We start from the raw sequence: 12,747 nt of genomic DNA, 5'->3' as shown, positions 1-12,747 counted from the left end.
TAGTGTCTTACGCAGTCGCCACTACTTCACCGTTTGAACGATAGACGCGTTGTTTGTTGCCGTCTTCGTCAAACTGATAAGTAATACGATCTGCTTTTTGGGTTTGCGCATTTAAGATTGCGACATTTGAAATATGCAAAAAAGCTTCTTGCTTAACGATACCACCTTCAGTACCAGTCGCCTGATTTGGCTTTTGGTGCTTGGTGACGATGTTAATGCCTTCAACTTTAATACGATCATTTTTTACAGCTTGTACAGTACCTTGCTTGCCTTTGTCTTTCCCAGCAATCACGATAACTGTATCGCCTTTACGTAATTTTGACATGGATTACCTCACAATACTTCTGGTGCTAGTGATACAATTTTCATAAACTGATCACCACGTAGTTCACGAGTTACCGGTCCAAAAATACGAGTTGCAATCGGTGCTTTATTTTGGTTCAACAATACCGCAGCATTGTCATCAAAACGCAGGACAGAACCATCAGGACGACGAACGCCTTTTTTGGTACGTACAACTACTGCATTCATCACGTCGCCTTTTTTGACACGACCACGCGGAATGGCTTCTTTAACCGTTACTTTAATAATGTCGCCAACTGATGCATAACGACGATGAGAACCACCCAGTACTTTAATGCACTGAACTCGCCTTGCACCGCTATTGTCTGCAACTTCCAGCATTGACTCAACCTGAATCATAGCGTTACTCCACACGTATGAGCAATAAAAACCAGTTGCTGCCGCTAGCACAGTATGAGTAGACGGCATTTTTTAATAAATAACCGCGACTTACTCTTAATGTGAGTGATATGCGACGGGCGCAATCAGCATCCTTAAAAAGGCGGCTATTTTAACAGCTTCTGGCTTTTAATGCAATTTACTTAGATTTTTTCTACTTTTTCAACCACATCAACTAAAGTCCAAGACTTAGTTTTTGAGATTGGACGCGTTTCTTTGATGCGGACAAGGTCGCCTTGTTGGCAAACGTTATTCTCATCATGAGCTTTGATTTTTGTAGAACGACGAAGCTGTTTGCCATACAAAGGATGACGAACCAGACGCTCAATCAAAACTGTGATGGATTTGTCCATCTTGTCGCTGACAACTCGTCCTGTCAATACGCTAGCATTGGTAGCTGTTTGATTGTTATCGCTCATGAGTCGCCTCGTTGTTTCTCGTTAATCAAAGTCTGAAGCTGAGCAATCGTACGACGATTGGCACGTACTTCATGGGTATTACCCAACTGACCAGTTGCTTTAGCCATACGAATACGGAAAGCATCAAGTTGCTTTTCATCAAGTAACTGGGTCAGTTCTTCTAATGATTTATCACGTAATTCACTGATCTTCATTACATTATCGTCCGCTTAACAATGGTAGTTTTAAAGGGCAGTTTTGCCGCAGCAAGCGTTAATGCATCGCGAGCAAGCTCTTCTGAGACCCCTTCGATTTCATATAGCACTTTACCAGGTTTGATTTCGCATACCCAATACTCGACAGGACCTTTACCTTTACCCATACGTACTTCTAGAGGCTTGTTGGTGATTGGTTTGTCTGGGAATACACGAATCCAAATTTTACCGCCACGCTTGATTTTACGAGTGATGGTACGACGTGCTGCTTCAATTTGACGAGCTGTCATACGACCACGCGTCAGTGATTTTAGACCAATTTGTCCGAATGCAACGGTGCTTCCACGATGAGCAAGACCTGTGTTACGACCTTTGTGCATTTTACGAAACTTGGTACGTTTTGGCTGTAACATAGTTTAACCTCTGTCTGAGTTTCGACGGTTTCCACGACCACGGCGTTTTGGCGCACGAGGCTTCTCTTCGTTGACGGGATTGTAAACACTGTTCATACCGTCAAGGATCTCTCCGCGGAAAATCCAAACTTTAACACCGATGGTGCCGTAAGTTGTCTCGGCGCGAATTGACGCATAGTCAATATCAGCACGGAGTGTATGCAATGGTACACGACCTTCACGGTACCATTCAGTACGAGCAATCTCAGCACCGCCAAGACGGCCAGACAGCTCAACTTTGATACCTTTAGCACCAGAGCGCATGCTGTTTTGTACGGCGCGCTTCATGGCACGACGGAACATCACACGGCGCTCAAGCTGGCTTGCGATACCCTCTGCTACCAAACGTGCATCTAGATCAGGCGATGTGATTTCTTCAATGTTGACCTGAGCAGGTACGCCCATGATTTTGGTCAATTCTTTTTGAAGTCTTTCGATGTCTTCGCCTTTTTTACCGATCACGATACCAGGACGCGCAGTAGCGATGGTGATTTTAGCTGCGCCAGTAGGACGCTCGATCATGATGTTGCTGATCATCGCGTTGTCTAGCTTTTTGCGCAGATACTCACGAACTTGAATATCGTTGATTAGGTATTCTGAGTATTGTTTAGGGTTAGCATACCAGTTTGCATTATGCTTTTTTACAACACCAAGACGAATTCCGATTGGATGTACTTTTTGACCCATAACTTATTCTCCTACCTTTATAGTGATGTGACAAGTACGCTTACTGATACGATCAGCGCGACCTTTAGCACGTGGTAGGATACGTTTTAGCGTGATGCCTTCATCAACGTAGATAGTTGATACTTTTAAAGTATCGATATCTAAGCCATTGTTGTGTTCGGCATTGGCGATGGCTGAGTTAAGGCATTTCTTAACAAAGACAGCGCCTTTTTTGTTGCTATACGTTAGGATATCCAAAGCACGCTCAATCGATTTGCCACGAACTTCATCAGCAACGAGTCTAACTTTTTGTGCCGATATGGCGGCACCGCGTAATTTTGCAGTTACTTCCATGGTAAGCACCTTATCTCTTAGCTTTTTTGTCAATGCCATGACCACGATATGTACGAGTCGGGGCAAATTCACCTAGTTTATGACCAACCATCTGCTCGCTTACGATAACCGGTACGTGAGTACGGCCGTTGTGAACAGATAAAGTTAGGCCAACCATTTGTGGCAGAATCATCGAGCGGCGCGACCAAGTCTTAATTGGCTTGCGAGAGTTGGTGTCTAATGCATTCTCAACTTTGGCAAACAAATGCGCGTCTATGAATGGACCTTTTTTCAATGAACGAGGCATGAAATTCTTCCTTTATTTCTTCTTGGCGCGACGGCGACGGATGATCATACTGTCAGTACGCTTATTGTGACGCGTTTTAAGTCCTTTAGACTTCTGACCCCAAGGGCTAGTAGGATGGCGACCTTTGTTACGACCTTCACCACCACCATGTGGGTGATCAACCGGGTTCATAGCAACACCACGAACTGAAGGACGAACACCGCGCCAACGTGAAGCACCGGCTTTACCAAGTGATTTCAAGTTATTTTCAGTATTAGATACTTCACCGATAACCGCACGGCAGTTCACGTGTACACGGCGAGTCTCTCCTGAACGTAGACGTAGAATTGCGTAGATACCATCACGGCCTAGTAGCTGTACGCTTGCACCCGCAGAGCGAGCAATCTGTGCACCTTTACCGATTTTAAGCTCGATATTGTGAATCACAGTACCCAATGGGATATTTTTTAGCGGTAAGCAGTTACCTGGGCGGATTGGAGAAGTTTCGCCTGACTGTACAGTATCGCCAGCAGCTAGTTTCTTTGGTGCAATAATATAACGACGTTCGCCATCAGCGTACTTAAGTAGTGCAATATGAGCAGTACGGTTAGGATCGTATTCGATACGCTCAACCACAGCTGGGATATTGTCTTTAGTACGTTTGAAATCGATAACACGATAATGATGCTTATGACCACCACCAACGTGACGAGTGGTTATACGACCGTTATTGTTACGACCACCTGACTTACTTTTTGATTCGACAAGCGCTGCATAAGGACGACCTTTGTAAAGGTGTGGATGCACCACTTTTTCAACAAAACGACGGCCTGGTGATGTTGGCTTTGCTTTTACGATAGGCATGAGTGTAATCCTTATTCGTTGTTCGCTGTTTCACTAGTAGAATCAGTCGCGTTTGCAACTTCTTCACCAGCATCAGCCATTTGTACATCTTGACCAGCTTTTAAGGTAACATAGGCTTTTTTATAGTCGTTACGACGGCCGATACTCTTACCAAAACGCTTTGTCTTACCTTTAACATTCAAAGTGTTCACTTTAGTAACTTCAACACCTTCGAACATCATCTCAACTGCTTTTTTGACTTCTAGCTTAGTAGCGTTAGAGTCAACTTTAAATACCTGCACACCAAGTGAGTCGCCAAGCATTTGAGATTTTTCTGAGAATACAGGCCCTCTTAAGACCTGATAAAGTCTTGCGTTATTCATGCTAGTGCTTCCTCAAATTGTTTCGCAGCTTCAACTGACATGATCACTTTATCAAATGCGATCAAACTCACTGGATCCACTTCGTTTGTACCAAGTACATTGACGTGTGGAATGTTGCGAGCGGCTAAGTATAAATTTTCGTCAACTTCTTTGGTGACGATGAGTGCACGAGGTGCATTAAGCTCATTTAACTTTGCAACCAGCTCTTTGGTCTTTGGCTCAGAAACGCTTAGCTCTTCTACCAAAATCAAACGCTCTTGGCGAATCAATTCGGCTAGGATACACTGCATCGCACCGCGATACATTTTACGGTTTACTTTCTGTGACCAATCTTGTGGTTTTGCAGCAAATGCACGACCACCTGAACGCCAGATTGGGCTACGAATAGAGCCTGCACGAGCGCGACCAGTACCTTTTTGGCGCCATGGCTTGATACCACCGCCAGAAACTTCGGCACGGGTTTTTTGCGCACGTGTACCTTGACGGCTACCTGCAAGATATGCGGTGACGACCTGATGCACTAATGCTTCGTTGAATTCACGACCAAAAGCCGTATCAGAAAGCTCAACCGCCGCACCTGTAACTGTTTTTAAATCCACGTTAATCCCCTTGCTTAGGCTTTGACTGACGGACGTATGATGACATCGCCACCGGTGGCACCTGGGATAGCACCCTTGATGACAAGTAACCCTTTTTCGGCATCCACTGATATCACTTCTAGGCCCTGAACGGTAACGCGCTTGTTACCCATTTGACCTGGCATCTTTTTGCCTTTGAATACTTTACCTGGTGACTGGTTCTGACCAGTTGAACCAAGGGCACGGTGAGATACTGAGTTACCGTGAGTCGCATCTTGCATGCTAAAGTTGTGACGCTTTACGCCGCCTTGAAAGCCTTTACCTTTACTTTGTCCTGTGACATCAACCATCTGACCTTGCTCGAACAAGTCAGCTAGGATCTCACCGCCAATCTCACGACCTTCAAGTTCGCTATCATTGACACGAAATTCCCAAACACCACGGCCAGCTTTAACGCCAGCTTTCGCGAAGTGACCTTTTTGTGCGGCCGTTACGCGGCTGTCACGACGGGTACCTGTGGTGATTTGGATGGCTTGATAACCATCTACATCAGTATTTTTTACTTGAGTAATGCGGTTTGCATCGACCTCAACCACTGTGACAGGGATAGATGCGCCTGCTTCAGTGAAGACACGGGTCATGCCGCATTTTTTACCGACTAAACCGATCGCCATTTTAGACCTCTTTATATCTTATATTAATGGGTTGGGTGTGTTTTGCATTAACCCAAAGCAATTTGAACGTCAACACCCGCCGCTAAATCAAGCTTCATTAGCGCATCCACAGTTTTGTCAGTAGGCTGAACAATATCAACCATACGCTTGTGGGTACGAATTTCGTACTGGTCACGTGCGTCTTTGTTGACGTGTGGTGAGGTTAGAACGTTGAAACGCTCAATGCGAGTCGGCAACGGTACAGGACCACAAACTTGCGCACCGGTGCGCTTTGCAGTATCGACAATCTCTTGGGCCGACTGATCAATCAGACGATGATCAAATGACTTGAGACGGATACGGATTCTCTGGTTAGCCATGCCAGCAAGCTCCTAATATGTGCCTTTGTCATTCTTGCGCTGCAAGACTATGATCAAAAGCCGTTTGGTTAAAGATTTACTTCAAGCGGCTTCCCATTCTTTGCAGAATCTGTTCTTCGAGAGAACCAGCAGCGTGCTAAAAGCAAAATAATTTAAAGCCCCGCCGACCCTTCCACTTTTATGGATGTCAGCAAAGGCATAATGAAATAGTGCTAGAAACGATGCTCTAGCTGTCATAGCGCCAGCTGTTTTATTGGCTGCGCATATATAATTCAGTGGTGTGTATTATACATAGAATTTTGGTCATTGCAAGAGTAATATCAATGGGCGCTTGAGATTTTACTCTTTATAAACAAGCGTTTTTATCGATAATATTTTTATTGAAGTCTCTTTTACACCCTGATAAAACATCAATAAAACCTCTCAATAATGGCTGTTATTTTAGGGTGTGTCTTCAATTCACTCGCTAGTCTAAAACGATATCATACTGCTCTTGAGTGTAGAGGTTTTCGACATCGAAGGTGATAACCCGACCCAATAAATACTCCAAATCAGCGACGGTATCTGATTCTGAGGTGAGCAGTAAATCGATCACAGCGGCATGAGCCACCACGGTAAACTTTTTTGGAGAGTTATAAGTGCGAGCGCAGCGCATGATTTCGCGGAAAATCTCAAAGCAGACGGTCTCAGCGGTCTTAACAAAGCCGCGACCTTGGCAGGTAGAGCACGGCTCACAGAGCTGCTGCCCCAGCGATTCACGGGTACGTTTGCGCGTCATTTCAACCAACCCCAGCTCACTGACTTGGGTGATTTTGGTCTTAGCATAATCTTGCGCCAACTGCTCTTGCAGACTGGTCAATACGTCATCTTTGTGCTGCTGCTCGAGCATATCGATAAAGTCGAGGATAATAATACCGCCCAGATTGCGCAGTCGTAGTTGGCGGGCGATGGCATGGGTGGCTTCAAGATTGGTCTTATAGACCGTATCCTCTAATGAGCGACCACCGACAAAAGAGCCGGTATTGACATCGATGGTCGTCATGGCTTCGGTTTGATCGATAATCAAATAGCCGCCAGATTTGAGATCGACACGGCGTTTGAGCGCATCTCGCAGATCATCTTCGACTCGATGCACATCAAACAGTGATTGCTCTGCCGTGTAGTGAACGATGCGATCATAGATAAAGGGGACAAACTCTTTGGCAAAGTATCTGACTTGCTCATACACCTGCTTATTATCGATGACGACTTTTTCGGTATCACTATGTACCAAGTCGCGTATCGAGCGTAGCGGTAAGGATAATTCTTGATAGATAAGCTCTGAGCTTTGATGATGATTGATCTCTTGACGGCGTGCGCAGATCGTTCGCCATAACTGCAACAGATAGTAGATGTCTTCTTCTAGTTTTGCGACTGGTACACGCTCAGCGGCCGTACGTGCAATCAGGCCGCCCTTGAGATTGACTGTCTGCATCAGACAGGTTAGCTCGGTTTTTAGACGCATGCGCTCATCAGCGCCATCGATACGCTGTGAGATGCCGATATGGTCGCTCGATGGTAGATAAACCAAATAACGTGAAGGCAGCGAGATATTGGTGGTCAAGCGCGCGCCTTTACTGCCGAGCTGATCTTTGGTCACTTGCACAAGGATACGTTGGCCCTCATGCAAACGGTGCTGAATCAAGGTCTTGGCGGCTGGTACGACCTCTGTACTCTGTACCTCGACCCCAGGCGGCTTCACTGCTAGATCGTCCGTCCCACCAATCACGCCATCATCGCTAATCGCGCGCTCATTGGCCATACCATCGACAGTAGTGCCAGCTTGGGCATGACTATCTTTGGCTATTGCGTTTGTCTTATCTACTGCCGGACGCGGCTCGCGCTGCATATCGTTGACGTGTAAAAACGCTGTGCGTGATTGACCGATATCAACGAAAGCGGCCTGCATACCTGGCAGGACCCGCACCACTGTACCCAAATAAATATTGCCCACCAACCCCAATTTATGATGACGCTCAATATAAATCTCGCCCAAAATGCCGTTGTCTAGCACGGCGACACGCGACTCCATTGGACTAATATTAATCAGCAGCTCTTCGGACATAATATTTTTCTCTTATCTCTCAGCTTTCTTATTCGACGTTCATCGCCTGTTAAGCTTACAGTGTAACAAATGCGCCTTGTGCTTGCCCATTATCCTAGCGTGTCATTATGTGGAAAAAAGTGTGCGTAAAAAACAACTCAGTAGCTGATTATCACGACACGCTTGCACTACTGTGTTGGCTGACGGTATTGATCAGAGCCAACGTTTGTGCAAGTGGCAAGCCGACGACATTGGTATAGCTACCGTTGATACGGCTCACCCAAGCAGCGCCTAACCCCTGAATGCCATAACCTCCTGCTTTGTCTTGAGGCTCGCCGCTGTCCCAATACTCACTCATCATCTGCGCCGTTAAGGGGATAAAGGTCACCGCTGTGCGCTCCGTGAGCTGCTGCTGAGAAACGACCTGCCATGCAGGCTGCTTGAGTGCATGGGCGGCTGTTGCATGCGCAGCGGCGTTATCGCAGGGCACCAGATGAGCAGAGCGGGCGATAAGGGTCACTTGCACCGCTGTCCATACTTCATGCGCCGTATCAGACATCTGCTGCCACATCTCATACGCCTGCTCACGGCTTGTAGGCTTGACCAGCACCGTTTTGCCGTCTGCTAGGACACCGATGGTATCGGCTGTTAACACCAGACGCGGCTCAACGTCTTTATCCACATTCTCTTCCCTACTGTTAGCATTTAGCTGCTGTACCGCGGCGGTGGCTTTGGTCGCGACCATGCGCTCGATATAGTCTTTGGGGGATTCATTGGCATGCGGGGTTTCGTCGATATCGACACTCATGACCGTAAAGTCCAGCTGCGCTCTAGACAACAGCTCACGACGACGCGGTGAGCCGGACGCTAAAATAATATCCATTATTCATCTCTTATTATATAAATTTGTCTGATTGTATAAACTTGTGGGCTGACAACGCTTGCAGATAAGGTCATAAATACGGTCATGTTGATTTGTTTTAACATTTCATGAGGGCATATTTTGCTAGCAGCAAGCACAGTGAGCACGCTTGTCTTATAGGGTGATCGACTCGCTCATGGATGCGTCAGTATCAACGTATCAACGCGCAAACTTACGTAGCACCAAAAGCACCAAAGGCCAGCTAAGAATACTCATGACTAATGACAAAGCGGACTGAGCGACAAACACATTTTGGATAAACATTTGCAATATCCACAGCGTCAACTGAAAGATCAGCAAACTAAGACTGGCAAGTAGCCACGCGCTCCATGTATTTAATTGTCTGACATAAATACTGGTGACTTTGATAACAAAAGCGACCAGCACAGCAGCAAAGGCTTGCTGACCTAAATGGGTATCCATCAACAAATCGGCAATGATACCCACCGTAAAGGCAGTAAAGATACCGACATAGCGCGGCTGAAACAACAGCCAAAAAATCAGCACCATAATCATGACCATGGGTCGCAAGGTGGCCATACTGGGGCTTAATGGATAGACATTGAGGGATGAGGCCACGACGATACTGACAATAATGACAGCAATCAGCAGTACTGTTTCATTCTCAGAATCAGGATACGACATGAGCACTTACCTTAATGAGACGTAGCGGCTGCAAACGCCAAACGATGAGATACTTTCTTAGGCTTAGGCGATGGCTAATTGATGACGGTATTGTTTTTATTGATCAGCTTGTCTTGCAATATCAGTACATAGGCATTGTCAATAAAATTGGCAGTGGGTGTGACCTCGATGCTTCTAAAGTTATCCGCCTGCGTGTCCTCGATCTGAGCGATACGGCCAACGCGATACCCTGCTGGGATACGGCCACCCAACCCTGACGACACCAGCTCATCCCCCACCCGCACATCTGAGGTTTTAAACACATAATCCAAGCTCAAAGACGTCGGGATGCCTTTGCCTGTCACGATGGCACGCTGACCGGTACGTTTGACCGTCACCGCCACAGACTGCTGCTCATCGGTGATTAGTAGCAATCGGCTGGTGTTGGGATAGACATTGATGATTTGCCCCAAAATACCATCTTCGTCGATGACCGTCTGACCCACCTGTACGCCATCTTGCGCGCCTTTATTGATGACCACAATTTGCCTGAGCAAGTTGGTGTCGGTACCAATCACTTGCGCCAAATTAAGATCAAACTGCTCAGGCTTGGTGGTCGACAAAATGCCTTGCAAGCGAGCGTTTTGTGCCAAAATATAGTCTTGCTGCTGCAGCTTGGCCTGCGCGTGGATCAGCTGTGATTTTAGCTGCATGTTTTCGCGGCGCAAGGCTTCTTTGGACTGCAAACTACCACTAGCCCAGTGCTGAGCATAACTTGGCAACAGTGACAGCTGATAGATGGGCTGCATGGCGGCATGGCTGGTATTACGGACAGGGTTAAACCACTCTGCGTTTTTGCTATCAAACCACATCAGTATCGAAGCGACTATCAATACAATGGCAGTCTTACGAAGTGATAACGGCTGACGGGCAAAAATACTTGGAATCATAAGAGGTCTAATTAGCAATTTTAAAATAAGCAAGGATATGGCCTTGCTTTTCATGGCTTGAGCGTACTTTGTACTTATTACTGAGATGACAGGCCGCGCATCTGGCCACCTTACTTTCACCTTTTTTCACTTCACTATAAAGCGATACCCTTATTAGGGTCTTTTGAACATGATGGATACTGCCACGCGCTCTACCGCCCTCATCAGCGCACGACTAGTACCACCCCAGCCATGCGCCTGCTAAAGCTGTTTAGACAAAAATCATGTTTAGGCTTTTGTTATTGATAAAATCAAGCGCAATACCACCGCCGCGGCTCACGCAGGTCAATGGGTCTTCGGCGACTGTCACTGGTAGACCGGTCTCTTTGGAGATAAGCTTGTCTAAATCACGTAATAGCGCACCGCCCCCTGTCAAGACAATACCGCGCTCAGCGATGTCTGATGATAGCTCAGGTGGCGTTTGCTCGAGTGCTGCTTTGACTGCACTGACGATACCGCTTAATGGATCGCTAAGAGCTTTTTGTACTTCTTCTGAATTGACGGTAAAGGTCTTTGGCACACCCTCTGCCATGCTACGACCACGTACTTCTACCTCTAGCTGGCTGTCTTCGTTCAGTGCCGAGCCCACTTCTTGTTTGATACGCTCAGCCGTCGTCTCACCGATGACGCAGCCATGGGTACGGCGTACGTGGGTGATAATGGCCTCATCAAACATATCGCCGCCGATACGAATCGACTCGGCATAGACGCAGCCTGATAATGCAATCACGGCAATCTCAGTGGTGCCGCCACCGATATCCACCACCATCGAACCGCTGGCTTCATGGACAGGCATGCCAGCACCGATTGCTGCTGCCATTGGCTCCTCAAGCAGCAATACTTTATTGGCGCCCGCTGATGACACCGCCTCACGTATCGCTTTACGTTCTACCAAAGTAGACTTGCATGGCACACATACCACCACATTTGGCTCCGCCATAAAACGCTTGGCTTTTACCTTAGTGATAAAGTGCTTTAGCATTTTTTGGGTCACCTCAAAGTCTGCAATCACCCCGTCTTTTAGTGGACGAATGGCGGTGATGTTGGCAGGTGTACGACCTAGCATCTGCTTGGCATCGATACCAACAGCGGCGACGGTAGGGTTTTGAGTACGATTACTTCGTAGCGCGACCACCGTAGGCTCGTCAAGCACGACGCCTTTATTAGGAATAAAAATGAGGGTGTTCGCAGTACCGAGGTCGATAGCGATATTATTTGATAAAAATCCAAACAGGTTCATGACTAATATTTCCAGCGTATTACAAATGAGGCGAATGAGGCGAATGAGAGTGACTGAGGCGTTTCTCGTCAGTGTTGAGCAGGTCGTCGATAGACATTACCTGTGGCGAAAATTGAACCTCGCAACAAGTCAAACCTAAGCAATAATAATGAAATGAAAAAACTGAGGCAAATTATACCGATTTGGCTCAAAAAAAACACAGATATTTGCGTCAGTAAGTCAGGATTTTGGTCCTAAATGCTAAAAGTTGTTACAAAGTTTGAAATCGTCAGCAAGACCATTTGACTTCATGAAAGACCATTTAATTCAATAACTAACAAGGCGCTACAGACAGATGATGATTTTGCTCAGTAGCAGGTGCATACTGTAACGTATTTCAGCGAACAATGGGTGAGCATTTAAAAATGAAACACTAACTATACGGTCAGTTTTGTAAATCATTTTAACTTGGTTGATATTATGCATTAATCAAATGCTGTGCTCTGTAAACTTAGGCCAGATGCTTTATAATAAGCCAACTCAAGATACAATCTTATTTAGCAATCCTCTTATTTTTAGTGGTCACGTCTTGACACCACCCAAATTGACACTAACCAAAACTGTCCTTCATTGGAGAAACTATGTCACAGCAACCAGCAACGTCTGACAACAACGTCAGCCGTGAAGAAATCTTAGAAGTTGCCAACCTTGCCCGTTTGGGCGTGGATGACAGCACGGCGAGCAGCTATGCGGACGACATCAGCAAAGTGTTAAAACTGATGCACACGCTAAGCAATGTCGACACCGCAGGCATCAAGCCTTTATCAAACATCCATGAAGCCTGCCAAGAGCTGCGTGCTGACGTCGCCAAACATGATATCGATCGCACGCGCAATCAATCGGTCGCACCAGCAGTCGAAGACGGCCTATATCTGGTGCCACAAGTGATTGAATAACGACTTGCATGACTTTATTGGCTTTA

19 protein-coding genes are annotated in these 12,747 nt (G+C 46.4%); 1 reads left to right on the top strand and 18 read right to left on the bottom strand.

Annotated elements, in window-relative coordinates:
* Window positions 1-7: 7 nt before the first annotated feature.
* The 18 genes from rplX to JMX98_RS03990 all read right to left on the bottom strand — a co-directional run bounded on the left by rplX (window position 8) and on the right by JMX98_RS03990 (window position 11,786).
* Window positions 8-325, bottom strand: a complete 318-nt coding sequence (gene rplX, locus JMX98_RS04075) for a 50S ribosomal protein L24 (RefSeq protein ID WP_075102275.1) — start codon at window positions 323-325, stop codon at window positions 8-10.
* Window positions 326-333: 8 nt separating this feature from the next.
* A complete protein-coding gene (gene rplN / locus JMX98_RS04070; RefSeq protein ID WP_010196702.1) occupies window positions 334-702 on the bottom strand; it encodes a 50S ribosomal protein L14 in 369 nt (122 codons plus the stop codon).
* Window positions 703-884: 182 nt separating this feature from the next.
* The gene (rpsQ, locus tag JMX98_RS04065; protein ID WP_021813375.1) at window positions 885-1,160 is read right to left on the bottom strand and encodes a 30S ribosomal protein S17; all 276 of its coding nucleotides are present in this window, start codon (window positions 1,158-1,160) and stop codon (window positions 885-887) included.
* Entirely contained in the window at window positions 1,157-1,354 is a 198-nt protein-coding gene (gene rpmC, locus JMX98_RS04060; RefSeq protein ID WP_025644397.1) for a 50S ribosomal protein L29, read from the bottom strand. Before rpmC ends, rpsQ begins: the two co-directional genes overlap by 4 nt.
* Window positions 1,354-1,767, bottom strand: coding sequence for a 50S ribosomal protein L16 (gene rplP / locus JMX98_RS04055; RefSeq protein WP_025644399.1), 414 nt, complete (start codon window positions 1,765-1,767; stop codon window positions 1,354-1,356). Before rplP ends, rpmC begins: the two co-directional genes overlap by 1 nt.
* A gap of 3 nt (window positions 1,768-1,770) precedes the next feature.
* The gene (rpsC, locus tag JMX98_RS04050; protein WP_201584860.1) at window positions 1,771-2,493 is read right to left on the bottom strand and encodes a 30S ribosomal protein S3; all 723 of its coding nucleotides are present in this window, start codon (window positions 2,491-2,493) and stop codon (window positions 1,771-1,773) included.
* A gap of 3 nt (window positions 2,494-2,496) precedes the next feature.
* The gene (gene rplV / locus JMX98_RS04045) at window positions 2,497-2,826 is read right to left on the bottom strand and encodes a 50S ribosomal protein L22 (RefSeq protein WP_045446615.1); all 330 of its coding nucleotides are present in this window, start codon (window positions 2,824-2,826) and stop codon (window positions 2,497-2,499) included.
* A 10-nt stretch (window positions 2,827-2,836) separates the two neighbouring features.
* Window positions 2,837-3,112: a 30S ribosomal protein S19 gene (rpsS, locus tag JMX98_RS04040; RefSeq protein ID WP_010196682.1), complete on the bottom strand. Its 276-nt coding sequence runs from the start codon at window positions 3,110-3,112 to the stop codon at window positions 2,837-2,839.
* 12 nt (window positions 3,113-3,124) lie between these two features.
* A complete protein-coding gene (gene rplB / locus JMX98_RS04035; RefSeq protein ID WP_201584859.1) occupies window positions 3,125-3,955 on the bottom strand; it encodes a 50S ribosomal protein L2 in 831 nt (276 codons plus the stop codon).
* A gap of 11 nt (window positions 3,956-3,966) precedes the next feature.
* Window positions 3,967-4,317 carry a 50S ribosomal protein L23 gene (gene rplW / locus JMX98_RS04030; protein WP_075102271.1) on the bottom strand — a complete coding sequence of 117 codons (351 nt, stop codon included), beginning with the start codon at window positions 4,315-4,317 and terminating at the stop codon, window positions 3,967-3,969.
* The gene (gene rplD / locus JMX98_RS04025) at window positions 4,314-4,916 is read right to left on the bottom strand and encodes a 50S ribosomal protein L4 (protein WP_201584858.1); all 603 of its coding nucleotides are present in this window, start codon (window positions 4,914-4,916) and stop codon (window positions 4,314-4,316) included. The genes rplW and rplD overlap by 4 nt, the downstream gene beginning before the upstream one ends.
* Before the next feature lie 14 nt (window positions 4,917-4,930).
* Window positions 4,931-5,569: a 50S ribosomal protein L3 gene (gene rplC, locus JMX98_RS04020; protein WP_201584857.1), complete on the bottom strand. Its 639-nt coding sequence runs from the start codon at window positions 5,567-5,569 to the stop codon at window positions 4,931-4,933.
* 47 nt (window positions 5,570-5,616) lie between these two features.
* A complete protein-coding gene (gene rpsJ, locus JMX98_RS04015; protein WP_010196670.1) occupies window positions 5,617-5,928 on the bottom strand; it encodes a 30S ribosomal protein S10 in 312 nt (103 codons plus the stop codon).
* 466 nt (window positions 5,929-6,394) lie between these two features.
* Window positions 6,395-8,032: an Rne/Rng family ribonuclease gene (locus JMX98_RS04010; RefSeq protein ID WP_201584856.1), complete on the bottom strand. Its 1,638-nt coding sequence runs from the start codon at window positions 8,030-8,032 to the stop codon at window positions 6,395-6,397.
* A 151-nt stretch (window positions 8,033-8,183) separates the two neighbouring features.
* On the bottom strand, window positions 8,184-8,894 hold the full coding sequence (locus JMX98_RS04005; RefSeq protein WP_201584855.1) for a Maf family protein: 711 nt from the start codon (window positions 8,892-8,894) through the stop codon (window positions 8,184-8,186).
* 198 nt (window positions 8,895-9,092) lie between these two features.
* Window positions 9,093-9,578, bottom strand: coding sequence for a rod shape-determining protein MreD (gene mreD / locus JMX98_RS04000; protein ID WP_201584853.1), 486 nt, complete (start codon window positions 9,576-9,578; stop codon window positions 9,093-9,095).
* 74 nt (window positions 9,579-9,652) lie between these two features.
* Complete coding sequence (gene mreC, locus JMX98_RS03995) at window positions 9,653-10,507, bottom strand: rod shape-determining protein MreC (protein WP_105244905.1); 855 nt, start codon at window positions 10,505-10,507, stop codon at window positions 9,653-9,655.
* Window positions 10,508-10,757: 250 nt separating this feature from the next.
* Window positions 10,758-11,786: a rod shape-determining protein gene (locus tag JMX98_RS03990; RefSeq protein WP_083608617.1), complete on the bottom strand. Its 1,029-nt coding sequence runs from the start codon at window positions 11,784-11,786 to the stop codon at window positions 10,758-10,760.
* Window positions 11,787-12,406: 620 nt separating this feature from the next.
* Between JMX98_RS03990 and gatC the strand changes: the two genes are divergently transcribed.
* Window positions 12,407-12,721, top strand: coding sequence for an Asp-tRNA(Asn)/Glu-tRNA(Gln) amidotransferase subunit GatC (gatC, locus tag JMX98_RS03985; RefSeq protein ID WP_105244904.1), 315 nt, complete (start codon window positions 12,407-12,409; stop codon window positions 12,719-12,721).
* Window positions 12,722-12,747 lie beyond the last annotated feature (26 nt).

Origin of the sequence: Psychrobacter sp. HII-4, assembly GCF_904846595.1 — a bacterium.
GTDB classification, from domain to species: domain Bacteria; phylum Pseudomonadota; class Gammaproteobacteria; order Pseudomonadales; family Moraxellaceae; genus Psychrobacter; species Psychrobacter celer.
This window is presented reverse-complemented; position numbering and strand designations above follow the sequence as displayed.

Excerpts from the sequence above, each read along its gene's own strand:
- rplN (WP_010196702.1), bottom strand. The coding sequence starts at position 702 with ATGATTCAGGTTGAGTCAATGCTGGAAGTTGCAGACAATAGCGGTGCA.
- rplX (WP_075102275.1), bottom strand. The coding sequence starts at position 325 with ATGTCAAAATTACGTAAAGGCGATACAGTTATCGTGATTGCTGGGAAA.
- rplB (WP_201584859.1), bottom strand. The coding sequence starts at position 3,955 with ATGCCTATCGTAAAAGCAAAGCCAACATCACCAGGCCGTCGTTTTGTT.
- rpsQ (WP_021813375.1), bottom strand. The coding sequence starts at position 1,160 with ATGAGCGATAACAATCAAACAGCTACCAATGCTAGCGTATTGACAGGA.
- rpsJ (WP_010196670.1), bottom strand. The coding sequence starts at position 5,928 with ATGGCTAACCAGAGAATCCGTATCCGTCTCAAGTCATTTGATCATCGT.
- mreD (WP_201584853.1), bottom strand. The coding sequence starts at position 9,578 with ATGTCGTATCCTGATTCTGAGAATGAAACAGTACTGCTGATTGCTGTC.
- rplP (WP_025644399.1), bottom strand. The coding sequence starts at position 1,767 with ATGTTACAGCCAAAACGTACCAAGTTTCGTAAAATGCACAAAGGTCGT.
- JMX98_RS04010 (WP_201584856.1), bottom strand. The coding sequence starts at position 8,032 with ATGTCCGAAGAGCTGCTGATTAATATTAGTCCAATGGAGTCGCGTGTC.
- gatC (WP_105244904.1), top strand. The coding sequence starts at position 12,407 with ATGTCACAGCAACCAGCAACGTCTGACAACAACGTCAGCCGTGAAGAA.
- JMX98_RS03990 (WP_083608617.1), bottom strand. The coding sequence starts at position 11,786 with ATGAACCTGTTTGGATTTTTATCAAATAATATCGCTATCGACCTCGGT.
- mreC (WP_105244905.1), bottom strand. The coding sequence starts at position 10,507 with ATGATTCCAAGTATTTTTGCCCGTCAGCCGTTATCACTTCGTAAGACT.
- rplV (WP_045446615.1), bottom strand. The coding sequence starts at position 2,826 with ATGGAAGTAACTGCAAAATTACGCGGTGCCGCCATATCGGCACAAAAA.
- JMX98_RS04005 (WP_201584855.1), bottom strand. The coding sequence starts at position 8,894 with ATGGATATTATTTTAGCGTCCGGCTCACCGCGTCGTCGTGAGCTGTTG.
- rpsS (WP_010196682.1), bottom strand. The coding sequence starts at position 3,112 with ATGCCTCGTTCATTGAAAAAAGGTCCATTCATAGACGCGCATTTGTTT.
- rplC (WP_201584857.1), bottom strand. The coding sequence starts at position 5,569 with ATGGCGATCGGTTTAGTCGGTAAAAAATGCGGCATGACCCGTGTCTTC.
- rpsC (WP_201584860.1), bottom strand. The coding sequence starts at position 2,493 with ATGGGTCAAAAAGTACATCCAATCGGAATTCGTCTTGGTGTTGTAAAA.
- rpmC (WP_025644397.1), bottom strand. The coding sequence starts at position 1,354 with ATGAAGATCAGTGAATTACGTGATAAATCATTAGAAGAACTGACCCAG.
- rplW (WP_075102271.1), bottom strand. The coding sequence starts at position 4,317 with ATGAATAACGCAAGACTTTATCAGGTCTTAAGAGGGCCTGTATTCTCA.